Below are 22,962 nucleotides of genomic sequence, written 5' to 3'. Positions count from 1 at the left end.
TTCGAACGAGTCGACCAGGGGGTCACGAGCCGTCAACCTGAGGCCGACTCGATCGGGCTCCTTGCCCGATGCCTAGAACGTACGACCGTGATGGTGCTTAACCCGATTTCGACACGCCAGCGTTTCGTTACGCGCTCGTGAACGTCTCGTTGCCGAATGCATGCAGCGTCTCGTCGAGGAGGTCGAAGGTCGCCGCATCCGTGCCCGCATGCGGAGCGATCCGCACCGAGGAGCCGCGAGCCGTGACGACGATCCCGGCGTTCGCGAGGGCGGCGGCCAGCCGCGCGGGCTCCTCCGGGGCGAGCGCGACGATCCCCGCCCGCTGTGTGCGCTCACGCGGTGAGCTCACGTCGATTCCGTGCCGATCGGCGATCTCGATCACGGTGTCGACGTGTTCCGCGACCCGTTCCTCGATGGCGGCGACACCGGCATCGCGTACGTCGCGCACCCCGATGGCGAGTCGACCGGCGGCGAGTGTGTCCGGCTGACTGATCGTGAAGGCCCGGGCGGATGGCGCGGGCGCCGGCAGTTCGTCGACGAACAGACCGCTGGCCGTCGTGCCGGTGATCCCGGAGAGGACGGGGACGATGCGCTCCCTCGCATGGGGCGAGAACCATGCGAACGCGCTGCCGCGGCCGGCGCGCAGCCACTTGTAGCCATGGCCGACCACTACATCGGCGGCCGCGTAGTCGACGTCGATCACGCCGAACGACTGGACGGCATCGACGATGAGCAGACGATCGGGGCCGATGGCCTCGCGCAGCGCCGCGAGATCCGCGCGGTATCCGGTGCGGAAGTCGACGTGGCTCACGGCCAGGGCGACCACCTCGTCATCGAGCGCCTCGGCGATGGCTTCAGGAGTCACCCGTCCGTCGTGCGGCGTGATCCACCGCGGCGTCACGGCGTGATTCGATGCCGTCGCGGCGCGCTCCACCGTCAGGCTGACGCTCGGGAACTCCGCAGTGCTCGCGATCACCGCCCCGGACAGGCCGAACAGCGCATGCATGAGGCCGTTGGTCGATGATGGCTGCAGGGTGACGTCGCCGGCTTCTCCGCCGAGCAGTTCGGCGACGAGCTCCTGCGCCTGATCGATGCGCTCGGCGACCAGGGAGAGAGAGGAAGGTCGTCCGCTTCCGAGCAGGTCGGCGTCGGCGAAGACCTCTTCACGGACGGACGGCGACAGCGGACCGAAGGCCGCCCAGTTCAGATAGCCGGACTCGTTGTCGAAGGTGTCGACATAGTCCTGGAAAGTGCTCACTGCGTCAGTCTGGCACGGGGACAGCTCCCGCAGGTGCCCACTCAGCGACCGTAGCGCCGGTCCCGATCGGCGTAGTCGCGGATCGCGCGCAGGAAGTCGACCTGACGGAGATCCGGACCCAAGGCCTCGACGAAGTAGAACTCGCTGTGCGCACTCTGCCAGAGGAGGAAGTCGCTGAGCCGCTGCTCGCCACTGGTGCGGATCACGAGGTCGGGGTCGGGCTGCCCGCCGGTGTAGAGGTGTTCGCCGATCATCTCGGGAGTCAGGTGTGCGGCGAGATCCTCCATCGTGCCGCCGGAGGCCTCATGCTTCGTGATGATGCTGCGCACCGCGTCGACGATCTCGTTGCGCCCGCCGTAGCCGACGGCCAGATTCACGTGCAGACCCGTGTGATCCTTCGTGCGCTCCTCGGCGTCGGCGAGCACGCGAGCGAGTTCGTCCGGCAGGATGTCGGCGCGACCGACATGCTTCACGCGCCAGTTCTCCTCCTGCGACACCGCCACGGCGAGTTCGGCGATGATCTCGATGAGGTCGGCGAGTTCGCCGGAGTCGCGTTTGCGCAGATTGTCGCTGGAGAGGAGGTACAGCGACACGACGCGCACACCCAGCTCGTCGCACCAGCCCAGGAACTCGCGCATCTTCGCAGCGCCCGCGCGATGCCCCTCGGCTGGAGTGTCCAACCCGAGCTGGCGTGCCCATCGACGATTGCCGTCGATCATCATCGCGACATGATGCGGCACCGATGCGGAATCGAGGTGGCGGCGCAGCCGGTTGGTGTAGAGCCGATACAGCGGCCCTCGCCCCGGGCTCTCGCGTGACATCACCTCCCTACGCTATCGTGCCGGAGCGTTCGGCACCCTGCGCGGACGCCGAGGATATGTGCCCTGCCGGGTATGCGCATCGGCTTAGAGTGAGCACGTGAGCACTCCTGAGCCCTCCGGCCCCGACGTCCCCCAGCTGCCTCTGCTGGAAGCTGCGGAAGTGGATGCGGCGGTCGATATCAAGCCGACCTGGCGAGGGTGGATCCACGCCGGGACCTTCCCCGTGGCCGTCATCGCGGGGATCGTGCTGATCATCGTGGCCGACGGCGCACCGGCGAAATGGGCCTCCGCCGTGTTCATGCTCACGTCGCTGCTGTTGTTCGGCAATTCTGCGCTGTACCACCGCTTCGATTGGCAGCCGAAGGTCAAGGTGCTGCTGAAGCGCATCGACCATGCCAACATCCTGCTGCTCATCGCCGGCACGTACACCCCGCTCGCCGTCCTGGCACTGCCGCCGGAGAAGGGCGTGCTGCTGCTCTGTCTGGTCTGGGGAGGAACGCTGGTGGGCATCCTCTTCCGCGTCTTCTGGATCAACGCCCCGCGGTGGCTGTATGTCGCCCTCTATCTGCTGCTCGGCTGGGCCGCGGTGATGTACATCGTCGACCTCATGAACGCCAACTTCGCGATGATGGTGCTGGTCATCGTGGGCGGACTCCTCTACACGGGAGGCGCGATCGTCTACGCACTCAAGAAGCCCAACCCCTGGCCTGGCCACTTCGGCTTCCACGAGATCTTCCACGTGTGCACGGTGCTCGCGTTCCTGTGCCACTGGACGGCGTGCCTGCTCATCGCGCTGGCACCGCTGTCGCCCTCGCTGGGCGCGCCGTAACGGCCGGTCAGCGGGTGGGCTTCTCGCCGTCGACGTCAGGAGCGGCAGGGCCGTCGGAGGTCGGCGCGCCCTTTCCGGGAGCAGCAGTGTCGCCCTCGGCCCGCGCGGCCTCTTCGGCATCCAGCTCGTCACGAACCTCTTCGCGGTACCGGACACGACGAATGCGGCGGTTCATGTCCCAGATCAGCAGGATCACTGCGATCACGACCAGGACGATCGCGGCGAAGCCGACGAACCCCGGAGTGACGGACACCGGATCGACCGTCATGCTCGGTGTCGGCATCGGGGTCTCGGACAGAGCGAGCATGAATCGACCTTTCGTACGCAGGTCGCATAACCTGGTAACACCAGCCTAACGACCGGAAGACCCACCTGTGACGACCGCACAAGAGCTCGACGAACGCTATGGCCGAACCCGACGACGGCGGACGCCATGGATCATCGGCGGCGCGGTCGCACTGCTGATCGTCGGTGCCTTCAGCTGGATGACCGTCGCCCAGTCGATGGCATCCGTCGACGCCGACGATCTGGGCTTCGAGCTCGTCGACGAGCACTCCGTGAACATCAGCTTCCAGGTCACCGGCGTGCAGGGCAAGAACGTCGTGTGCGCCGTCGAAGCACTCGATGAGGAGTTCGGCGTCGTCGGCTGGAAGATCGTCGAGATCGAGGCCGGAGACAGCCACTCGCAGGCGCGATCGGTCACCATCCCGACCGTCGCCGAGGCCACCACAGGTTTGGTGAACACCTGCTGGGTCGCCTAGACTCGTGCCAGACAGACGACGCCCTGGCACCGTGCCAGGGCGTCTTGGCATATCCCCCGCAGCACGTCGGAGGGATACCGAAAGAAGGAGCTTCGTCATGTCCACCGACGCTCAGGTTCCCTTCCTCACGCAGGAAGCGTATGACCGGCTCGTCGCCGAGCTGGAGCACCTGTCCACCTTCGGCCGCGACGAGATCGCCAAGCGCATCGAGGCGGCTCGCGAAGAGGGCGACCTCAAGGAGAACGGCGGATACCACGCCGCGAAGGATGAGCAGGGCAAGCAGGAGGCCCGCATCCGCACGCTCGAGGGCCTGCTGAAGACCGCCAAGGTCGGCGAGGCTCCGGCCAGCCGCGGAATCGTCGAGCCCGGCACCGTGGTCACCGCGCTGGTCGCCGGTGGCGAAGAGGTCTTCCTCCTCGGCAGCCGTGAGATCGCCGCAGGCAGCGACCACGACGTGTACAGCGAAGCCAGCCCTCTCGGACAGGCCATCCTCGGCCTCAAGGTCGGCGAGAAGTCTTCGTACGAGGCTCCGAACGGCCGCTCGATCAGCGTCGAGATCGTGAACGTCGAGACCTACACGGGCTGAGCCGCCACGTCAGAAGCGCCCCCGCATCCTCTCGGACGCGGGGGCGCTTCTGCGTGGTCGGGCGGTCGTGCTCAGTCGGCGATGAGGATGGGCTCGAAGCCGGCACGGCGCAGCGTGTCGAGCGTGTGCTCCGAATGCTCGGGGCCACGCGTCTCGACGCTGAGCTCGAGGATGACGTCGCTGATCTGCAGTCCGTGACCATGCCGCGTGTGCATCGCCTCGATCACGTTCGCACCTGCCTCGGCGACGAGCTCGGACACTCGGGCGAGCTGACCTGGACGGTCGGGCAACGGGATGCGGATGGTGAGGTAGCGGCCGGAGGCCGCGAGCCCGTGCGAGACCACGCGCTGGAGCAGGAGGGGATCGATGTTGCCACCGGACAGCACCGCCATCGTGGTCCCCGTCGCCGACACCTTGCCGGCCAGGATCGCGGCCACGCCGGCGGCTCCTGCGGGCTCGACCACGACCTTCGCCTGCTCCAGCAGGATGAGGATCGCGCGCGCCAGGTCGTCGTCGGAGACCGTGACCACCTCGTCGACGAGATCTTTGATGATTTCGAACGGGATCGCGCCGGGGCGCGCGACCAGGATGCCGTCGGCGATCGTCGGACGTGTGACGATGTCGACAGGTTCGCCCGCCTCGAGCGACGGCGGCACGGCGGCGGCGTTCTCCGCCTGCACACCGATGATCCGGACCGTGCGCCCGAGCTCGGCGGCGCGCGCCTTCACGGCGGCGGCGACACCGGCGATGAGCCCGCCACCTCCGATGCCCAGGACGACGGTGTCGACGTCGGGCGCATCCTCCAGCAGCTCGAGCCCGAGAGTTCCCTGCCCGATCACGACGTCGCGATGGTCGAACGGGTGGATCAGCATGGCACCGGTGCGCTCGGAGAACTCGGCGGCGAGGCGCAGCGAAGTCGCCACCGTCTCACCCTCGAGCACGACCTCTGCACCATAGCCACGCGTGGCGAGCAGCTTCGGCACCGGAACGCCCAGCGGCATGAAGATCGTGGCGGAGATGCCGAGCTCCTGCGCCGCGAGCGCGACGCCCTGCGCATGGTTTCCGGCCGAGGCCGCGACGACTCCGCGAGAGCGCTCCTCAGCACTCAGCTTCGACAACCGGTACGCCGCACCACGGATCTTGAACGACCCCGTGCGCTGAAGATTCTCCATCTTCAACAGGACGGGGACTCCGAGGATGTCGGAGAGAGCTCGCGACGGCAGCGTCGGCGTGTGCGAGATCACCTCAGCCAGACTCTGAGCTGCTTGTTCGAACTCGGTCAGGCTGGGGACTTCGCTCATCGATTCCTCCGTCTCCGCTCGCGCGGTACTGTGCTCCAGATAAGGTCTCCGCCAGGGCCGGCGCCGGTGCGCCACGACCCGGTGCTGATGGTCACTGCCGCGACGTTCACGAAGGCCGCGAGCGGCACGGCGAAGAGAGCTCCCGGGATGCCGGCGATCATCGCGCCTCCGGCAACCACGAGGACGACGGCGAGGGGATGCACCTTGACCGCTGAGCCCATCAGGATCGGCTGCAGGATGTGCCCCTCGATCTGCTGGACCGCCAGAACGACCACGAGCATCCAGAGCGCGATCCAGGGCCCGTTGTAGACGAGCGCCAGGAACACCGCGACCGCGCCGGTCACCACCGCTCCCACGATCGGGATGAACGAGCCGAGGAACACCAATACGGCGACCGGCAGCGCGAGAGGCACCTGGAGCAGGAATGCGCCGAGCCCGATGCCGATCGCATCGATCGTCGCCACGAACATCTGTGTACGGGCGTAGTTCACGATGGTGGTCCAGCCGTTGCGGGCTGCACCGTCGACGGCCGGGCGGGCGTTGCGCGGGAAGATCCGGAGGGTCCATCGCCAGATGCCGGCGCCATCGGCCAGGAGGCAGATGAGGATGAACAGCGCCAGCACCGCCCCCGTCGCCACATGCCCGACGGTCGTGCCGATCGCCAGTGCCCCGGTCCACAGCGCCTGCGTCTGCTCGGTGAGGAAGTCGAGACCCTGTTGCACGAAGTTGGCGATCTGAGTGTCGGAGAGGCTCAGCGGCCCTTCGTGCAGCCAGACCTGGAATTGGTCGAAGGCCTCGGTCGAGCGCTTCTGCACGTCTGGCAGCTGCTCTCGAACCTGCCAGACCACCAGCCACATCAGTCCCGTGACGATCGCGGCCGTTCCGATGAGCGAGATCGCGATCGCCAGCCAGCGCGGAAGTCCGCGTCGCAGCATCCACGAGAACGCCGGCCACAGGAGGGCGGTGATGAGGATGCCGACCATGAGCGGGATGACCAGGAGCTTGAGCGTCATCACCAGCCAGATGAAGACACCGATGGCCGCCGCGATCAGCAGCAGCCGCCAGGCGTAGCTCGCGGTGATCCGAAGGGGCAGGGGCACCGCCTCGTCGGCCTCGGTCGTCACGGTGCGGTCGGTGGAGACCGGGCGCGGACGGAAGAGATCTCGCAGCCGGGGTCGCTGGTCCTCGCTCATCGCCCAAGTCTACGGTCATGCCGTATGCCGTTGGACGCATCCTTTCCCCCGCACCCCGTGTCGGTGGCCGACGATACCCTGGCGATGTGACCGATACCCTCAGTTCCGCCCAGGCTCGCCGCATCGCCCTGGCGGCTCAGGGCTTCACCCGCGCGCGTCCGGCCTCGGTCTCGGGGCGGCACGTGCACCGGGTCATGGACCGGCTCGGCGTGCTCCAGATCGACTCGGTGAACGTCTTCGCGCGCTCTCACTACCTGCCCCTGTTCTCCCGCCTCGGCGCCTACGAGCCCGCGCTGCTCGACCGCGTCTTCCTCTCCCGCACCACCCACTACGTGGAATACCTCGCCCACGAGGCGACCTTCATCCCGATCGAGGACTGGCCGCTCTGGCAGTTCCGCATGGAGGACTTCCGCAGGCGGTGGGCCGGAGAGGACTCGTGGATGAGCAGCAACGCTCGAACGGTGCGATGGGTGCAGGATGAGCTGCGCGCCCGCGGTCCGCTGCGCCCGGCCGATCTCCGCGACGACGCGCCTCGCGAACGCGGAACCTGGTGGGACTGGGACGACGCGAAACTCGCCCTCGAGCACTTGTGGCGAACCGGAGACGTCGCGATCAGCGGGCGCCGCGGGTTCGAGCGCACCTACGCCCTGGCCGAGCACGTCATCCCCGACGGCATCCGTTCACAGCAGATCTCCCGTGCCGACGCGATCCTCGAGCTGACGCGCCGCGCGGCTCGTTCGAGCGGCGTGGCGACGCAATCCGACCTCGCCGACTACTACCGGATCCGCGATCGCACCGCCGTCGCCCGATCGATCGCCGATCTCGTCGACACCGGCGAGCTGCTTCCGGTGCAGGTGCGCGGCTGGGACCGCGGCGGCCGGCCGCTCCCCGCCTGGCGGCATCGAGACGCCGTCCTCCCCCGCAAGGTCGACACGGCAGCCCTGCTCACACCTTTCGACCCGGTGGTGTGGTTCCGGGATCGGGCGCTCCGCGCCTTCGAGCTCGACTACCGCATCGAGATCTACGTTCCGGCTGAGAAGCGCCGATACGGCTACTATTCGCTGCCCGTTCTCGTCGGCGACCGCATCGTCGCGCGGGTCGATCTCAAGGCCGATCGTTCGACGTCGACCCTGCAGGTGCAGTCAGCCTGGTGGGAGCCCCAGGCGCGCGCCGGCGACGCCGAACCCATCGCCGCCGAACTGACTCTCGCCGCGAAGTGGCAGGGTCTCGAGCACGTATCGGTCTCGGGCTGGGGCGACGCCACCGCAGCTCTGCATACGGCGCTGACGGCCGGCGCGGGGGTCGGTCCCTCCGTTCGCCGTCACGTGCACGCACGAGAGGGCATCGGATGAGCAGGCGTCGGTGGTGGCTGATCGGCGGTGCCGCCGGGCTCGTCGTCATCGCCGCCGGACTGTGGTTCTGGCAGTCGACGACCCGTCCACCCACGCCCGAAGACGCAGCGCTCGGATATCTGCACGCCCTGGAATCCGGAGACCCCGATGCCGTGGCTGCGACCGGGATCACCGTGTCGGCGACGGCACTCGACGCCTTCGACTCAGCAACCGCGCTGATCGAAGAAGCCGTGGTGACGACGGTCCGGGAAGACGGCGACTCGGCGAACGTCGACGTCACGTTCCGCCTCGACGGCGAGAAGCGCACTGCACAGCTGACGCTGATTCCGGTCGACGGACGCTGGACCGTCGACGAATCAGGCCTCGGCACGCTGACCGCCCAGTCGACGATCGGCTCCGACGTCGCGATCGGTGCGGCGACCACACCCATCAGCAAGGAGATCGCGCTGCTGCCGGCGGCCTATACGGTAGCGGCCGCACCGTCGGCATTGCTCTCCGGCGCGACCACGGTGCCGTTGCTGCCCGGCGCTGCAGTCACCGCGGCCGTGAATGCCGAGCTACGACCGGAAGCGACCACGGCCGCACAGACCCAGCTCGACGAGCATCTCGAGACCTGTACTGCGCCCGGCAGCGAAGTGCCAGACGGATGTGGCATCCGGATTCCGTGGGGCACGGAGTTCCGCGAGGTGACCGAGATCGACTACCGCATCGACGAGTCGCCGACGATCGCACTGACGTCGACGGAATTCACCGCGGAGGGTGGAGTGCTCGTGGCCACCGTGACCGGCATCGGCCAAGACGGCGCCGCCCGCACTGTCACCTACCGGACGGATTCCTGGAGCCTGCGGGGCGAGGCGTCGTTCACCGCCGACGGAGTCGTGCTGTCGGCGTGGTGACGGACGGTCTCGTCAGAACTGCACGCGCGGCGGCTCGGAGATGGCGCTGCTGTCGGCCACCTCGAAGAACTCGCGCTCGGAGAAGCCCAGCCCCTTGGCGAACAGGTTGTTCGGGAAGACCTTGATCTTGGTGTTGAGCTCGCGTACGCCGCCGTTGTAGAACCTGCGTGCGGCCTGGATCTTGTCTTCGGTGTCGACCAGAGCCTGCTGCACCTGGAGGAAGTTCGTGCTCGCCTGCAGCTGCGGGTACGCCTCGGCGACCGCGAAGAGACTGCGCAGCGCCTGCTGGAGGTGCCCCTCGGCGATGCCGGCCTCGCCAGGCCCACCGGCTGACAGTGTCTCGGCGCGCGCACGGGTGACGTTCTCGAACACCGCCTTCTCGTGGGAGGCATACCCCTTGACCGTCTCGATGAGGTTCGGGATGAGGTCGGCTCGTCGCTTCAACTGCACCGTGATACCGCTCCACGCCTCGTCGACGCGGACGTTCAGTTGCACCAGCGAGTTGTACGTGGCCCAGAGATAGATGCCGACGAGCAGGATCACTCCGACAACGATCAGTACCGGCACGAGCCATTCCATCAGAGGCCCACCCTTCCTCGTGTTTCTCTCATCCTAGACGCGCAGTCTGCACGTGGACTGGGCATGCGCGGCAGCCGCCGCGGTCGTATCAGGCGCCGAGGACGCGTTCGAGATACCGGTTCCCGAATCGACGATCCGGATCCAGCCGATCGCGCAATGCGACGAAGTCGTCGAAGCGCGGGTAGCGCTCACGGAAGGTCTCCGCGGTGAGAGTGTGGAGCTTTCCCCAGTGCGGGCGGCCACCGAACTCGAGCAGGATCTCTTCCACCGCCCCGAAGTACTCGGTCGGGTCGGCGCGCCAGTAGCGGTGCACCGCGATGTAGGCGCTCTCACGGCCATGCGCCGTCGACAGCCAGCGATCGTCAGCGGCGGCGAAACGCACCTCGATCGGGAACTCGATCCGCCACTTCCGTTGCGCGATGAGTGCGCGCACCGCTTGGAAGGCAGGCACGACGTTCTCGGCCGGAAGCGCGTATTCCATCTCGCGGAATCGCACGGTCCTGCTCTGGATGAGCACGCGATGAGACAGTTCGGTGTACTCCCGATCCCCCGTGAGCTTGACAGCGAGTCGACTGAACGACGGTGTGATCGCGGGGATGACCTGGCCCGTGGCGCACACTGCCCGGTAGACCCCATTGGAGAGCAGAGTCTCGTCGATCCATCGTCCGACCACGGGAAGCGGCTTTCGCACGGTCGCCTCCGGCAGACGCGTCTGCCGCTTGGTCAGTGCGACTTCCGTGTGCGGGAACCAGTAGAACTCGAAGTGATCGGATGCGGCGACGCGCTCGTCGAGCGTCGCGAGCACATCGTCCAACGGAACCGGCTCGTCGATCGCGTGCATCACGAATGCGGGGACGCACTGGAGGGTCACCTCGACGATGATTCCGAGGGCACCGAGCCCGAGCGCCACCGCGGGAAGCAGGTCGCTCTCATGCTGGTCGTCGATGCGGAGGAACTCTCCGGCGGCAGTGACCATCGTGACGCCGACGACCTGGGTGGCGAGTCCGCCGTACCCGGCACCGGTACCGTGTGTGCCGGTCGAGACGGCCCCTGCGATCGATTGCCGGTCGATGTCGCCGAGGTTCTCCATCGCGAGCCCGAACGGGGCGAGCAGTGCGGGGATCCGGTGCAGTCGCGTGCCTGCGAGCAGGGTCACACGCCCGGTGGCGGCATCGGCCGAGACGAGTCCCTGGAGGTCATCGAGCTCGAGCAGGACGCCCGGTGCGACCGCGATTCCGGTGAAGCTGTGTCCGGCGCCGACGGCCTTGACGGGGAGTCCGTGCTTCACTGCCGCGACCACCGCGCGCTGCACGCCTTCCGGGCTGCGCGGACGCTCCACGCGGACGGGCCGCACCGAGGCCGAGCGACCCCAGTTCTGCCAGGTGCCGCCGATCCGCGTCACAGGAAGGCCTTTCCCTCACCGCGGTAGGTCGGCAGCTCGTCGATGATCTCGTCGCCCGACACCAGGTGGTAGCTCTCGATGCGCTCGGCCGGTTCGCCGCTCTTGGCGTGGCGGAACCAGACCCGATCCCCCACTCCGAGCGATGTCGCGGCTGGACCCTGGAGCGGTGTCTGCACCTCGCCGGCAGCCTCGCGGGAAAGCGTGTGGAGGCCCTCCGGCCACACCGCTCGCGGCTGGCGTGAGGCGAGCGCAGGGCCGGACGCGATCCACCCTCCGCCGAGAACCGTGGCTATGTCGGTCGCCGGACGCCGGACGACGTCGAAGGCGAACGCGGATGCCGGCGCGGGGCGGAAGGAGCGGTAGCCGTCGAACAGGTGGCCGCCGAGGAGCCCGCTGCCTGCACTCGCTTCGGTGAGGGATTCATCGCTCCCGGTGAATTCGAGCGAGCCGGTCCCACCGCCGTTGAGGATCTCCAGCGGAGCGATCGCGCCGACCGCGGCGACGATGGCTGCCCGGCGCTCCCGCAGCTCGTTGCGCGAGCGTGCCTGCACCATGCGGATCAGCGGCGCGTCCGGCCCTGCGTCATCGCCCTGCCCGGCGATCTGAGCGTCATACATCTGCAGTCCGACGAGCTGGAATCCCGGGCGTGCGACGACCTTTCGGGCGAAGGCTGCCACTTCTCCCGCGCTGAACAATGCCGAACGGCGCACGCCGATATGGCCGAGGAGCGAGGATCGCCAGGAAGCGTCGACATCGATGGCGACCCGGAGCTCCGGACGCGAGCCGGGACCGGCGACGCTGTCGATCAGGTCGAGGTGGACGAGGTCATCGACCATCAAAGTGATGCGCTGCGCCGCCTGCTCGTCGGCGAAGAGGCGTTCCAGACCCGCACGATCCACGGTCGGATAGCCGAGCATGATGTCGTCGTGGGTCTCGGCGAGCCAGAGCGCCTCCTCGAGCGTGAAGGCGAGGATCCCGTGGAATCCGGGAAGCTTCAGCACGGCGTCGAGAACGGCTCGCACCCGCACCGACTTCGAGGCGACGCGGATGGGGAGGCCGCCCGCGCGCACCAGGAGGTCCATCGCGTTGTAGCGGAGCGCCTCGCGGTCGATCACTGCGACCGGTGCGGGCAGGTGTCCCGTCACGGCCGACAGGCGCGGCCAATAGCGGGCCGGGTCCTCCCATTCGGGGGCGACCGAAGGCGCACCATGGACGGGGCTCAGTTCGTCGATGAGGTCGAGCACTCCCCCACCCTAAGGCCTCCTCGTACTCCGGATCACCCTCGGCGGCACCGCGTCGCATCCGAGGGCGGCGATAGGCTGGCGACGAGGCCCCCGTAGCCCAATGGCAGAGGCAGGCGACTTAAAATCGCTTCAGTCTGGGTTCGAGTCCCAGCGGGGGCACCACAGCGCTCAGTCCTCGACCTCGGCGACTGCCTTCCGCTCCCCCGCGGCCTCCCGGATTCTCCGCAAGACCAGGACCACGAAGGCCACTGCTATCGCCGTGTACACGGCGTAGTCGAGGTAGCCGAGGTACTCCTCCAGCTGTTCGTGCTGCGTGCCGAGGGCCGCGCCCACTCCGAGGAGAAGCGCATTCCAGAGCCCGCTGCCGATGACCGTGTAGACGCTGAACGTCACGAGGTTCATGCGGGAAGCGCCTGCGGGAATCGAGATCAGGCTGCGCACACCCGGCACCATCCGTCCGACCAAGACAGTCCAGGCGCCGCTGCGCACGAACCAGTCCGATCCTCGTTCCAGGTCGGAACGACTCACCAGCCGTGTCGCCGCGAGCATTCGTACGGCCCGGTCCATACCGATCGCCGCACCGAGCCAGTAGAGCAACAGGGCACCCAGCCACGACGCGAGGGTGCTCCAGAAGATCAGCCAGCCCAGGTTCAGGGGTCCGCTCTGGCTGAGGTACCCCGCGAACGGCAGGATCACCTCGCTCGGGATCGGTGGGATCAGCACTTCGAGGAAGACCAGCACGCCCACGCCGATGTCGCCGAGCGCCGTCAGGACATCGGCGGCGAACCCGGTGAGCCCGGTGAAGCCGTGCTCGGTCGCAGTGAGGAGAACCATCCGCGCTCAGCGTCCGAAGAGGTCGCCGATGCCGGGGATGCCGAGGTTGCCGAGCTGCTCGCCCCACCCACTCGCCGCATCACCGATCCCGGACACCGCATCCCCTGCGGAGCCCATCAGGTCGCCTGCACCTCCGGCAAGCCCCTCGACATCCAGACCGGATGCAAGGGACTCGACATCGATACCCTCAGCCAACGCACCGAAGTCGACGCCGATGTTCGCCGCCTGCTCGAGCAGCGGTCCGGCCACCGTGCTGAGCACGGCGCCACCGGCGACCACGCCGAGCAGACCGACCGCCGCGCCACCTGCGGCGACCGCCGCACCGCCGGCACCCGCACCGCGCACCCGCGACAGCAGACCGCGCATCCGCCCCGGCTTCATGGCTTCCGCACGTCCGGCAGCACGCGCGAGGTCGTCGGGCGATGACGACCTCGGGCGCTCGGTAGGTGCGAGCTCCTCTCGCATGCGCGCTTCGACGAGCGTCCGCTGCTCGGGAGTCAGTCGGGCGAAGGCTTCGCGGTGGATCTGTTCGACCCGCTGCGGATCTGCCGTCTGCAGCAGGTAGTCATAGCGGGCGATGGCCGCGCGATCGGCATCGGTTGCCGTCTGCGAAGCGCGCGGAGCTCCCGGAGCAGGCGGCGCGTACGGATTCGGAGATGCTGGTGCCGCGCTCGTCGAACGCGCGCGCTCACCGGGCGAGGCGGGCGGCGCATACGGATCTGCCGGCGCGGAGCGGCCCTGGCTCGACGGCTGCCCTGGGTCACCCTGCCCACGAACGGCGTCGACGGCGCCACGGAGCATGCCTCCCCAGTCGGTCGAGCGGGATCCGTCCTGCGCACGGGATCCGTCAGTCGAATGATCGTTGCGCCCGGAGCCGGCGTTCTTCTCGAGCGCGTCGGATGCCATTCCGATCAGGCGGGAGAGCTTTCCCATGAGTGCGTCCCTTCGTGGTGCGGACCACCGCGATCCACGACGTCGGAACGACGGCAGGGTTCTCTCGGCAGCCCGCGATGCGGGTGCCAAGGTCTCCTCCACCCTCGCGGGCCAGCGGGCCGGAGCACGATCTCGTGCTCGTAGTGACGACTTCGCTGCAGACGGGAGTACTCCCCTTGCTCCGACGAGGCTACCGGCCGCACCTATGGGTCGCCTCGGAGTCTCCCTCGATGAAACGACGATCGGCCCCGGCACAGTGCGCACGGGGCCGATCGTGGTGTTCGATCAGTCGACTACTTCGCCGCAACCTCGACGGGCTCGGCAGCCTTCTTCGCGGGGGCCTTCTTCGCAGCCGGCTTCTTCGCGGCAGGCTTCGCTGCTGCCTCGGTCGACGCTGCTGGAGCAGCCTTGGCCGTGGTCTTCTTCGCGGCCGGAGCAGCCTTCGCGACCGGCGCATCCTTCACGGCCGGAGCAGAGTCCGCTGCGGGAGCTGCGGGAGCCGCCGGACGCGGGCGCGCAGCGAACTCCTCGAAGACATAGCGCGGGTTCTGCACGGTCTCGAGGTTCACCAGGTCGCGTCCGAGCCACAGGTTGTTCCACCAGCCCCAGATGACGCGGAACTTGCGCTCCCACGTCGGCATCGCGAGGCCGTGGTATCCACGGTGTGCAGCCCAGGCGACGAAGCCCTTGAGAGCGATCTTTCCGGACTGGAAGACACCGTTGTAGAGACCGAGACCGGCGACCGCTCCCATGTTCTTGTGGAAGTAGTCCTTCGGGAGCTCACCGCGCAGAACGGCGACGAGGTTCTTCGCGAGCAGCTTCGCCTGACGAACGGCGTGCTGGGCGTTCGGCACGCAGAAGCCGCCGACACCGCCACCCGAGAGATCGGGGACAGCGGACACGTCTCCGGCTGCCCAGGCGCCCTCGACGAATGCCTCAGGCGTGCCGACGCGCAGGTCGGCGCGGGTCTGGATGCGACCGCGCTCTTCGACCGGGAGGTCTCCGCCGCGCACGACGGTGGGGTTTGCCATGACACCGGCAGTCCACACGATGACGTCGGTCGGGATGACCTCGCCCGTGGAGAGCTCGACGTTGCCGTCGACCGCGCTGGTCAGCTGCGTGTCGAGGTGCACGTTGGCACCACGCTTGGCGAGGTCCTTGAGCACCCACTCGCTCGTCTGCAGCGAGACCTCGGGCATGATGCGCCCCATCGCCTCGATGAGGTGGAAGTGCGTGTCCTCGAAGCTCAGCTGCGGGTACTTGCCCACCAGGGACGAGGCCAGCGAGCGCAGCTCGGCGAACACCTCGATGCCGGCGAAGCCACCACCGACGACGACGACGGTCAGCAGACGGTCGCGCTCGGGGCCGGCCGGGAGCGCCGCGGCCTTGTCGAAGTTCGACATCACCTTGTCGCGGATCGCGACGGCCTCTTCGATCGTCTTCAGCCCGATCGCGTTGTCGGCGATGCCCGGGATCGGGAACGTGCGCGAGACCGCACCAGCGGTGACGACGATCTGGTCGTACGCGAACTCGTACGGCTCACCGACGGGCGGCGTGATCGTTGCGACCTTCTGCGCGTGGTTGATGTTCGTCACCTTGGCGGTGAGGACGTTGGTGCGCTTGAGGTGACGGCGGTGCGCGACCACCGAGTGCCGGGCTTCGATGGAGCCTGCGGCGACCTCGGGGAGGAACGGCTGGTACGTCATGTACGGCAGCGGGTCGACCATGGTCACGTCGGCCTCACCCTTGCGCAGGTGCTTCTCGAGCTTCCACGCAGTGTAGAAACCTGCGTACCCTCCACCGACGATCAGAATCTTGGGCACAGTGCTGTTCTGAGGCACAGAAGAACTACTCCTCGGAGTCGGGGGTTTGGCGTACGGAAATGCGCGCCGATCGGATGCGCCGGGCAGCTGCGGTGACGCCAAGCGCTACCAGGATACCAGGGACGGTGAGCGCAATGAGCGGCAGGGTACCGTAGCGCAGTGAATCCGCGCTGGGAAGCAACGGTGAACCGGCTTCGGTCGGCGCGTCGGCCGCCGGGAGAGGGGCAACCGCCACCGGTGTGACAGGCGCTTCAGGCTGCGGTTCCGTGGCGGCTCGACGGAAGACGCGGATCCACTCGGCCAGGTCTCCCATGGGGTTCTCATTCACCGGAGCGATGTTCGCAGAGATCGCCGCCGCGGCATCCACGAGCCCGTAGCCGTAGAGCGGATCCTGTGGCTTCGCCGCATCCGGAACCGGGATCGCGGTCTTGATGATGCGGTTGATGACATCGATCGCTTTGATATCGGGGTGCGCTGAGCGGATCAGAGCAGCGACACCGGCGACGATGGGGGCGGCACCACTGGTGCCTCGCCACGGCACGACGGAACCGTCGGCAGAGACCCCGATGAGGCCCTCGCTGGGCGCCGAGATCCCGATCGTGATGCCCTGGGTCGAAGCCTCGATGCTCGCCGTTCCGGTCTGGTCGACGCCGCCGACGGTGAGCACGCCGGGAATCGTCGCGGGAGCCCCGATGATGTTCGTGCCGCTCCCCCGGTTCCCGGCAGCGACCACGACCACCACGTCATGCTCGAACGCGTAGAGGAACGCATCGTCCCAGCTCTCGTCCCAGTCGAGGGTGTTCGTGGTGAAGGAGAGATTGATGATGTCGGCGCCGTTGTCGACGGCCCATCGCATGCCCTTCGCGACCTGCTCGGTGAAAGGCACAGCGGCAGCAGCACCGAAACCCACCGAGATCGAGAGCAGGTTGGCCTCCGGTGCGACACCGATCATGCCGGTGCCGTCCGGTGCACCGCGTCCGGCCGCGAGGGAGGCCACCCAGGAACCATGGTTTCCGTCGACTGCGCCCAGCGGCGTGCGACCGTCGGGCGTACCGGCCCCCGACACGTCGGTACCTCCGACCACCGCCTCGCCGAAGACCGCAGGCACCTTGCCGATGCCCGTATCGATCACTGCGATCGTCACACCCTTGCCACGGGTCGTCTGCCACGCCTCACGGATTCTCGCGCCGTCGAGCCAGTACTCCGAAGCCCGCACGGGATCAGCCGGATCATCAGGGATCGGCGGCGGAGTCGCAGTGGCGCCGATGAGCAGCACAGTCGCCGCGACCACCACGATGGCGGCAGCGCTGCGCAGCGTCCGGCGGACGGTCATACCGAGGACGCCGCCACTTCGCGGGTGGCTGCGCCGGGGTCTTCGCAACGGCAGATCGAGGGCGACCACGAGGAGCGCGCGAGCGCGGCATCACCGATGGGATTGACCCCTGGACCGGCAGCCAGGGCGTGACCTGCGAGCGCGTGCAGGCACTTCACGCGCATAGGCATGCCGCCGGCGGAGATGCCGTCGATCTCGGAGACCTCTCCGAACTGCGCACGGTCGGCGAGGTACGCCTCATGGGCTGAGAGGTAGGCGGCTGCCACCTCCTCATCGTCAACGAGGAGCGCGGCGAGCTCCGGCATCACCTGAGTGGCCTCGAGGGTCGACATCGCCGCCGTCGCTGCGGGGTGCGTGAGGTAGTAGAACGTCGGGAACGGCGTGCCGTCAGGCAGCCGTGGCGTGGTCGCGACGACAGTCGGGTTGCCGCAGGTGCAACGGGCCGCGATGCCCACCACACCGCGGGCGGAACGACCGAGCTGAGCCGATACGACGGCGAGCTCGGCGGGAGTGGGTGCAGGGAACGGCGGCGTGGTCACCCCACCAGCGTAGGGGAGCCGCCAGGGAAGATGCTCGGAGCCGATTCTCAGGGGGCGACGGCTGCCGTGTCGCTGAGGCCTGTCGCGACGAGGGTGCGCAGCAGCTGCGGCATCCAGTCGGCCGGCTTCTCCTCGAGCGTGTCGCTCACCGGCTCCGGCTCCCGAGGCAGAGCTGCCGGGTCGAGATCGTTGTCGATCAGGTAGACGACCTCGCCGGGCTTCACGTAATAAAGACGTTCGCGGGCCTGGGTCGTGATGTACGCGGGGTCGTTCCAGCGTTCGCGCTCGGAGACGAGCGCCGCGATCTGGTCTTCGCTCACCTGCACCGAGGCCTCGAGAGCGGCGATCTTCTGACGCTGGTCGATGAAGGTGCCGAGTGTCGGCACGAGCACCCAGGCTCCCAGCACCACCAGCGAGAGCATGATGACGGAGAACGCTGAGAGTCGGATGCCGGAGGCCCACTCGCGGACATCGACGCGCGGCGCCTCGCCACGAGTCTTGGCCGAAGCCTTCGTCGTCGAGACGGGCGCGGACGCCTTCTTCGATTTCGCGGTCGTCTTCCCCGACGGCCGAGCTGCCTTCGGCGCGGGAGACGGCGAAGGAGGAGCCGGTCGTCGTGCCACGGCTCCTCCTTCGTCGTGCCGCTTCAGCGGCGGTGTTCACCGCCGTATCGGCGGCTTGTTCGATGTTGCGGTGCGCTCAGCGCTGCGAGCGCGGGAACGCCGAGCGACCGGCGAAGACCGCGGCATCGCCGAGCTCCTCCTCGATGCGCAGGAGCTGGTTGTACTTGGCGACACGCTCACTGCGAGCAGGAGCGCCCGCCTTGATCTGACCGGCGTTGGTCGCGACGACCAGGTCGGCGATCGTGGTGTCTTCGGTCTCACCCGAGCGGTGCGAGAGCATCGCCGTGTAGCCGGAGCGCTGCGCCAGGCTGACCGCGTCGAACGTCTCGGTGAGCGTGCCGATCTGGTTGACCTTCACCAGCAGCGAGTTCGCGACACCGCGCTTGATGCCGTCGGCCAGACGTGCCGGGTTGGTGACGAACAGGTCGTCGCCGACGAGCTGCACCTTGGAGCCCAGGGCGTCGGTGAGGTGCTTCCAGTTGTCCCAGTCGTCTTCGGCCAGCGCGTCTTCGATCGTGACGATCGGGAAGTCGTTGACGAGTCCGACGTAGTACTCGGTGAGAGCGGCGGCGTCCCAGTCCTTGTTGTCCAGGCGGTAGACGCCGTCCTTGAAGAACTCGGTCGCTGCGACGTCGAGGCCGAGCGCGATGTCGGTGCCGGGCGTGAAGCCCGCCTTCTCGATCGCCTTGACCAGGAAATCGAGGCCCTCGCGGTTGCTGGGCAGGTCGGGGGCGAAGCCGCCCTCGTCGCCGAGGCCGGTCGCGTAGCCGGCGGCCTTGAGCTCTGCACGCAGCACGTGGTAAGTCTCGACGCCCCAGCGGAGCGCCTCGGAGTAGGTCTCCGCACCGATCGGGGCGAGGAAGAACTCCTGCATGTCGATGCCGTTGTCGGCGTGCTCGCCGCCGTTGATGACGTTGAACAGCGGAACGGGCAGCACGTGCGCGTTCGGGCCACCCAGGTAGCGGAACAGCGGGAGGTCGGCCGAGTCGGCTGCGGCCTTGGCCACTGCGAGGCTCACGCCGAGGATGGCGTTGGCGCCGACGCGCTTCTTGTTCTCGGTGCCGTCGACCTCGATCAGGATCTCGTCGACGATGCGCTGCTCGCTCGCCTCGACACCCTCGATGGCCGGTCCCAGCTCGTCGATGATGGCCTCGACGGCCTTGAGCACACCCTTGCCGCCGTAGCGGCTCTTGTCTCCGTCGCGCAGCTCGTACGCCTCGAACGCGCCCGTGGATGCGCCGGACGGAACGGCCGCCCGCTGCACGATGCCGTCGTCGAGGAGGACCTCCACCTCAACGGTCGGATTTCCGCGCGAGTCGAGAATCTCGCGTGCGCCTACAGCCTCGATCAGTGCCACTGATGTGCTCCTTGCTCAGGGGGAAAACGTTGTGTGGAGCGTCGTCGATCCGCGCCCAGTCTAGCCCGGCCTCCCGACACGCTCAGGGACTCGCCTGAGAGGTGCGGACCGCGGTCCCTGACCCCGCCGACGTCAGACGACCACGGCGATCGCGAAGCCGTCCCAGCCCTTCGCGCCCACGGTCTGCAGGGCCGTGGCGTCGAAGCGCGCGTCCTCCCCCAGCATCCGGAGTCCCTCTCGGGTGCCGATCACCTTGGGATCGTCGGAATCGTCGCGGACGATCTCGCCCTCGCGCCCGATGTTGTCGAGCACGATCACGGTGCCGGGATGACCGAGCTTCGCCGCCCAGTCGAGGTAGATCGTGTTCGACTCCTTGTCGGCGTCGATGAACACCAGGTCGAATCCGCCGACCAGGGTCGGAAGCACGTCCGCTCCCCTGCCCACCCGGATGTCGACGCGGTCTCCGACGCCCGCGGCGTCGATGCTGGCGCGGGCGACCGCCGCGTTTTCGGACTCCGCCTCGACCGTCACGACCCGCCCCTCGGAGCCGACGGCCCTGGCAAGCCAGATCGTGGAGTAGCCGCCGAGGGTGCCGATCTCGAGAACCCGACGCGCGCCGCTGATGCGGACGAGCAGGTTCAGCAGCTTGCCGGCGACCGGCGCGACCTCGATCTCGGGCAGACTCGCGGCTCGCTGCGCGGTGAGCGCCGCCTCCAACTCCGCGTCTGGACCGACGAGCGTCTCGGCGAGGAAGGAGTCTGCTTCGGACCAGGCGGCGGGGGTGGATTCCATGGCTTCAGCCAACCCCCGCCACCGCCGTCAGTCAAGACCGCGGGGCGGAGAGCAGACGGCCTGGGGCGTCGGCGAGCTCTGGCTGCTGCCGGAACTGACCGGTCAGTACGAGCACGATCACGACGAGCGCGGCGACGATCCATCCTGCGACCCCCAGGGGTCCGGCGAGAGCGAGATCCGGCTGTGCAGCGGCGAAGATCACGATCATGCCCGCAGCGGCGTTCAGCGAGCCGTGCGCGATGACCGCGGGCCACACCGATGCCGACCGCAGTCGCAGCCAGCCGAGCAGAACACCCCAGGCCACACACCCGCCGATCATGAACAGCACCCCGGTGATGTCGGTGCGCCCGAAGTTGTAGCCGAGCAGGATGATCGGGCTGTGCCACACGCCCCAGATCACGCCGCTGAGGATCAGCGCTGGCCAGGTGCCGAGCGGACGCAGCGCCGGGAGCAACCACCCACGCCAGCCGAGCTCCTCACCGAATGCGAAGAGGCTGTTGAACAGTCCACCGACGGGAATCATCGCGAGCTGGGCGAACACGATGATCTGGACGGGAGGAAGCGGAGTGCCAGCGGGCACGGCCTTCTCGAGTTCGGCGGCGAAGGCCGCGAACGTCAGATCGAGCTGTACGAAGCCGAGCGCGGCGGAGAGCAGGACGCCGAGACCCACCAGCAGCGGCGGAACCAGCCAGCCCGCGACCATGAGCCAGATCACGCGCTTCGCTGGGCGCAGCGGCCACAGTCCGAGAAAGCGGGCACGCTGCCCGGGTGCGGGGACGCGCATCACGAACGTCACGACGAGGGCTGCCACCGCGGGTGTGAACATCATCACCGGCAGCAGGAAGACCGACATCGGCTCGGCGAGGCCGTCGCCCAGCCACAGCGGCAGGGCCACCAGCCAGGCGAGGGCGAAGGAGACCGCCACGAAGACGATCACCGCGGTCCACGGCACGCGGCGCGCGTGCGGGGTCTGGTCGTTCATGAGGTCGCCTTTCCGGAGTCGGTCGAAGGAGTGCCCGGCGTTCGCGAGCGGTCGACATAGGCCTGCAGCAGCGCTGCGGCTTCTTCCGCACCGTCGATCGTCACGATGAACGGCCGCCGGCCCTGACGGGAGACCTCGATCGCGGAGCCGCGGCGCATGACGATGCCCGTGCGCCCGTCGACGGCGATGCGCCATCCCCAGCCGCCGAACTCGCCGAACGGGGAGATATCCACAGCACGTGCCGATTCCACCTCGTCGAGCGGAATCCGGATGCGCGGCCAACCCAGCAGGGCCCGAGCGGAAAATCCTGCAGGGGTGATCGTGACGCGGAAGGAGGCGGTCGCTGCGAGGGCGAAGCCCACGACAACCACGACCAGCGCGACGATCCATCCGCCCTCGACACCGGCGACGAGCATGTACGCGGCGAGCGCGACGAGACCGAGGAGCACGAAGAGCAGGAAGGCGAGCGCGCCGCGCGGCATCGTCGTCGTCGCGACCCACACGACACGTTCACCCTTGGCGATATGCACGGCGTACCGAGGCTCGAGCGTGCGTCCCTGCTCCGGTCGCACGCGGGGCTGCACCGCCCAGACGATGCCGCCGACCGCAACGAGTCCGGCGAAGGACAGGGCCATGACCCCTCCGATCCCCGGCGCATCGGAGATGTCGGTCAGATCGCGCTGGATCGCGAGCGAGCCGAGGCTCATGACGGCGGCGAAGACGGACATGCCGGCGGCGAGCGCGCCCATCAGTCGGGCCGCGCCGCCCCAGTGCGCACCGACCGAGGCGAGCGTCACGATCGCCATCAGCACGGGCAGTCCGAGTCCGATCCCGATGAGGAGCCAGAGATACGTGGAGGGTGGCCCGAAGCCATCGGCGCCACTCACACCCCAGTGGGTCGCGACCTGCTGCGGCAGCGTGGGCAGCCAGGTGAGGAGGACCACGACAGCGATGGCGGTGATCACGATCGGCACGATCACCGCGACGAGGAAGAAGGTCAGCCGCGCGCGCCTCAGCAGCTGCGGAGGGGTGCGGGTGAGGTCGTGGGTGGTCATGGCGAGTCCTCCTCGCGGGTCTCGGAGCGGGTCGGTTCGGTTCGGTCGTCGCGGTGCGACTGGATGATGCCGGCGAGCGTGTCGGCGGAGACGCCGAGGGCGGCCGCGCGTCGCACCAGCCCATCGATATCGTGTGCGAGCTCGGCGAGGGGCGCTGCCGAGGCCGCGATGACCGCTCCCCTGCCGCGTCGAAGATCCACGAGGCCCTCGTCGCGCAGCCGCTGGTAGGCGTGCAGGACGGTGTGCTGGTTGATGTCCAGCGCTTCGGCGACATCGCGTGCCGCGGGAAGGCGGTCACCGGGGGCGAGGACCCCGGCGAGGATGTCGGAGCGAATGGAGGCCGCCACCTGGTCGTACAGAGCGCGGGGGCTGTCGGGATCGACACGGATGAGCATCCGACCCTCCTCTCGTGGAATCGCTACTTATTCTATGCGAACTATAATAACTGTGCCAACCCTCCAGACGTCTT

Annotated in this window: 24 protein-coding genes and 1 tRNA gene; 6 read left to right on the top strand and 19 right to left on the bottom strand. The window is 68.2% G+C overall.

Annotated elements, in window-relative coordinates; all coding sequences use genetic code 11:
* Positions 1-127 precede the first annotated feature (127 nt).
* Positions 128-1,258, bottom strand: a complete 1,131-nt coding sequence (locus CQ040_RS05365; RefSeq protein ID WP_105526652.1) for an aminotransferase class V-fold PLP-dependent enzyme — start codon at positions 1,256-1,258, stop codon at positions 128-130.
* A gap of 41 nt (positions 1,259-1,299) precedes the next feature.
* Positions 1,300-2,079 carry an isoprenyl transferase gene (locus tag CQ040_RS05360; protein WP_028503808.1) on the bottom strand — a complete coding sequence of 260 codons (780 nt, stop codon included), beginning with the start codon at positions 2,077-2,079 and terminating at the stop codon, positions 1,300-1,302.
* 97 nt (positions 2,080-2,176) lie between these two features.
* Between CQ040_RS05360 and CQ040_RS05355 the strand changes: the two genes are divergently transcribed.
* Positions 2,177-2,908: a hemolysin III family protein gene (locus CQ040_RS05355; RefSeq protein ID WP_105526653.1), complete on the top strand. Its 732-nt coding sequence runs from the start codon at positions 2,177-2,179 to the stop codon at positions 2,906-2,908.
* A gap of 7 nt (positions 2,909-2,915) precedes the next feature.
* On the opposite strand, the gene CQ040_RS05350 is transcribed toward CQ040_RS05355, so the two are convergent.
* Complete coding sequence (locus CQ040_RS05350; protein WP_105526654.1) at positions 2,916-3,215, bottom strand: hypothetical protein; 300 nt, start codon at positions 3,213-3,215, stop codon at positions 2,916-2,918.
* A gap of 67 nt (positions 3,216-3,282) precedes the next feature.
* On the opposite strand from CQ040_RS05350, the gene CQ040_RS05345 reads away from it, so the two are divergent.
* Together CQ040_RS05345 and greA are read left to right on the top strand one after the other, a co-directional pair.
* Positions 3,283-3,669, top strand: coding sequence for a DUF4307 domain-containing protein (locus CQ040_RS05345; RefSeq protein WP_105526655.1), 387 nt, complete (start codon positions 3,283-3,285; stop codon positions 3,667-3,669).
* 97 nt (positions 3,670-3,766) lie between these two features.
* Positions 3,767-4,255, top strand: a complete 489-nt coding sequence (gene greA / locus CQ040_RS05340) for a transcription elongation factor GreA (RefSeq protein WP_028503804.1) — start codon at positions 3,767-3,769, stop codon at positions 4,253-4,255.
* Positions 4,256-4,326: 71 nt separating this feature from the next.
* Here the strand turns inward: greA and ilvA are convergent, their stop codons facing one another.
* On the bottom strand, positions 4,327-5,556 hold the full coding sequence (gene ilvA, locus CQ040_RS05335) for a threonine ammonia-lyase (protein WP_028503803.1): 1,230 nt from the start codon (positions 5,554-5,556) through the stop codon (positions 4,327-4,329).
* Positions 5,553-6,749, bottom strand: a complete 1,197-nt coding sequence (locus CQ040_RS05330) for an AI-2E family transporter (protein WP_028503802.1) — start codon at positions 6,747-6,749, stop codon at positions 5,553-5,555. The genes ilvA and CQ040_RS05330 overlap by 4 nt, the downstream gene beginning before the upstream one ends.
* An 86-nt stretch (positions 6,750-6,835) precedes the next feature.
* On the opposite strand from CQ040_RS05330, the gene CQ040_RS05325 reads away from it, so the two are divergent.
* Together CQ040_RS05325 and CQ040_RS05320 are read left to right on the top strand one after the other, a co-directional pair.
* Positions 6,836-8,101 carry a winged helix-turn-helix domain-containing protein gene (locus tag CQ040_RS05325; protein WP_105526656.1) on the top strand — a complete coding sequence of 422 codons (1,266 nt, stop codon included), beginning with the start codon at positions 6,836-6,838 and terminating at the stop codon, positions 8,099-8,101.
* Positions 8,098-8,997 carry a hypothetical protein gene (locus CQ040_RS05320; RefSeq protein WP_105526657.1) on the top strand — a complete coding sequence of 300 codons (900 nt, stop codon included), beginning with the start codon at positions 8,098-8,100 and terminating at the stop codon, positions 8,995-8,997. Before CQ040_RS05325 ends, CQ040_RS05320 begins: the two co-directional genes overlap by 4 nt.
* A 12-nt stretch (positions 8,998-9,009) precedes the next feature.
* Here the strand turns inward: CQ040_RS05320 and CQ040_RS05315 are convergent, their stop codons facing one another.
* The 3 genes from CQ040_RS05315 to CQ040_RS05305 all read right to left on the bottom strand — a co-directional run bounded on the left by CQ040_RS05315 (position 9,010) and on the right by CQ040_RS05305 (position 12,222).
* Positions 9,010-9,576 carry a LemA family protein gene (locus CQ040_RS05315; protein WP_021199536.1) on the bottom strand — a complete coding sequence of 189 codons (567 nt, stop codon included), beginning with the start codon at positions 9,574-9,576 and terminating at the stop codon, positions 9,010-9,012.
* An 88-nt stretch (positions 9,577-9,664) separates the two neighbouring features.
* Positions 9,665-10,978: a D-arabinono-1,4-lactone oxidase gene (locus CQ040_RS05310; RefSeq protein WP_105526658.1), complete on the bottom strand. Its 1,314-nt coding sequence runs from the start codon at positions 10,976-10,978 to the stop codon at positions 9,665-9,667.
* Positions 10,975-12,222, bottom strand: a complete 1,248-nt coding sequence (locus CQ040_RS05305) for an alanine racemase (RefSeq protein ID WP_105526659.1) — start codon at positions 12,220-12,222, stop codon at positions 10,975-10,977. The genes CQ040_RS05310 and CQ040_RS05305 overlap by 4 nt, the downstream gene beginning before the upstream one ends.
* A gap of 86 nt (positions 12,223-12,308) precedes the next feature.
* Between CQ040_RS05305 and CQ040_RS05300 the strand changes: the two genes are divergently transcribed.
* Positions 12,309-12,384, top strand: a tRNA-Leu gene (locus CQ040_RS05300).
* A 6-nt stretch (positions 12,385-12,390) separates the two neighbouring features.
* Here CQ040_RS05300 and CQ040_RS05295 read toward each other — a convergent pair.
* From CQ040_RS05295 to CQ040_RS05245, 11 genes are all read right to left on the bottom strand, one after another.
* The gene (locus CQ040_RS05295; RefSeq protein WP_105526660.1) at positions 12,391-13,056 is read right to left on the bottom strand and encodes a DedA family protein; all 666 of its coding nucleotides are present in this window, start codon (positions 13,054-13,056) and stop codon (positions 12,391-12,393) included.
* A 6-nt stretch (positions 13,057-13,062) separates the two neighbouring features.
* Positions 13,063-13,989 carry a cation-transporting ATPase gene (locus CQ040_RS05290; RefSeq protein WP_105526661.1) on the bottom strand — a complete coding sequence of 309 codons (927 nt, stop codon included), beginning with the start codon at positions 13,987-13,989 and terminating at the stop codon, positions 13,063-13,065.
* 293 nt (positions 13,990-14,282) lie between these two features.
* Entirely contained in the window at positions 14,283-15,812 is a 1,530-nt protein-coding gene (locus tag CQ040_RS05285) for an NAD(P)/FAD-dependent oxidoreductase (RefSeq protein WP_105526738.1), read from the bottom strand.
* Between the two features lie 25 nt (positions 15,813-15,837).
* Positions 15,838-17,145: a S8 family serine peptidase gene (locus CQ040_RS05280; RefSeq protein ID WP_105526662.1), complete on the bottom strand. Its 1,308-nt coding sequence runs from the start codon at positions 17,143-17,145 to the stop codon at positions 15,838-15,840.
* Positions 17,142-17,684, bottom strand: coding sequence for a DUF501 domain-containing protein (locus CQ040_RS05275; RefSeq protein ID WP_105526663.1), 543 nt, complete (start codon positions 17,682-17,684; stop codon positions 17,142-17,144). The genes CQ040_RS05280 and CQ040_RS05275 overlap by 4 nt, the downstream gene beginning before the upstream one ends.
* Before the next feature lie 47 nt (positions 17,685-17,731).
* Positions 17,732-18,307, bottom strand: coding sequence for a septum formation initiator family protein (locus CQ040_RS05270; protein ID WP_181156750.1), 576 nt, complete (start codon positions 18,305-18,307; stop codon positions 17,732-17,734).
* A gap of 76 nt (positions 18,308-18,383) precedes the next feature.
* Positions 18,384-19,664 carry a phosphopyruvate hydratase gene (gene eno / locus CQ040_RS05265; RefSeq protein ID WP_105526664.1) on the bottom strand — a complete coding sequence of 427 codons (1,281 nt, stop codon included), beginning with the start codon at positions 19,662-19,664 and terminating at the stop codon, positions 18,384-18,386.
* A gap of 132 nt (positions 19,665-19,796) precedes the next feature.
* Positions 19,797-20,456, bottom strand: coding sequence for an O-methyltransferase (locus CQ040_RS05260; protein WP_105526665.1), 660 nt, complete (start codon positions 20,454-20,456; stop codon positions 19,797-19,799).
* A 31-nt stretch (positions 20,457-20,487) separates the two neighbouring features.
* Positions 20,488-21,438, bottom strand: a complete 951-nt coding sequence (locus CQ040_RS05255) for a CPBP family intramembrane glutamic endopeptidase (protein WP_105526666.1) — start codon at positions 21,436-21,438, stop codon at positions 20,488-20,490.
* A complete protein-coding gene (locus CQ040_RS05250) occupies positions 21,435-22,493 on the bottom strand; it encodes a DUF1648 domain-containing protein (protein ID WP_105526667.1) in 1,059 nt (352 codons plus the stop codon). The genes CQ040_RS05255 and CQ040_RS05250 overlap by 4 nt, the downstream gene beginning before the upstream one ends.
* On the bottom strand, positions 22,490-22,888 hold the full coding sequence (locus CQ040_RS05245) for a GntR family transcriptional regulator (protein WP_105526668.1): 399 nt from the start codon (positions 22,886-22,888) through the stop codon (positions 22,490-22,492). The genes CQ040_RS05250 and CQ040_RS05245 overlap by 4 nt, the downstream gene beginning before the upstream one ends.
* Between the last annotated feature and the right edge of the window lie 74 nt (positions 22,889-22,962).

The sequence above is a fragment of the Microbacterium sp. MYb54 genome (genome assembly GCF_002979515.1).
Classification (GTDB): Bacteria; Actinomycetota; Actinomycetes; order Actinomycetales; family Microbacteriaceae; genus Microbacterium.
Note: the sequence above shows the minus strand (reverse complement) of the source record. Positions and strands in the feature narration are given on the sequence as shown.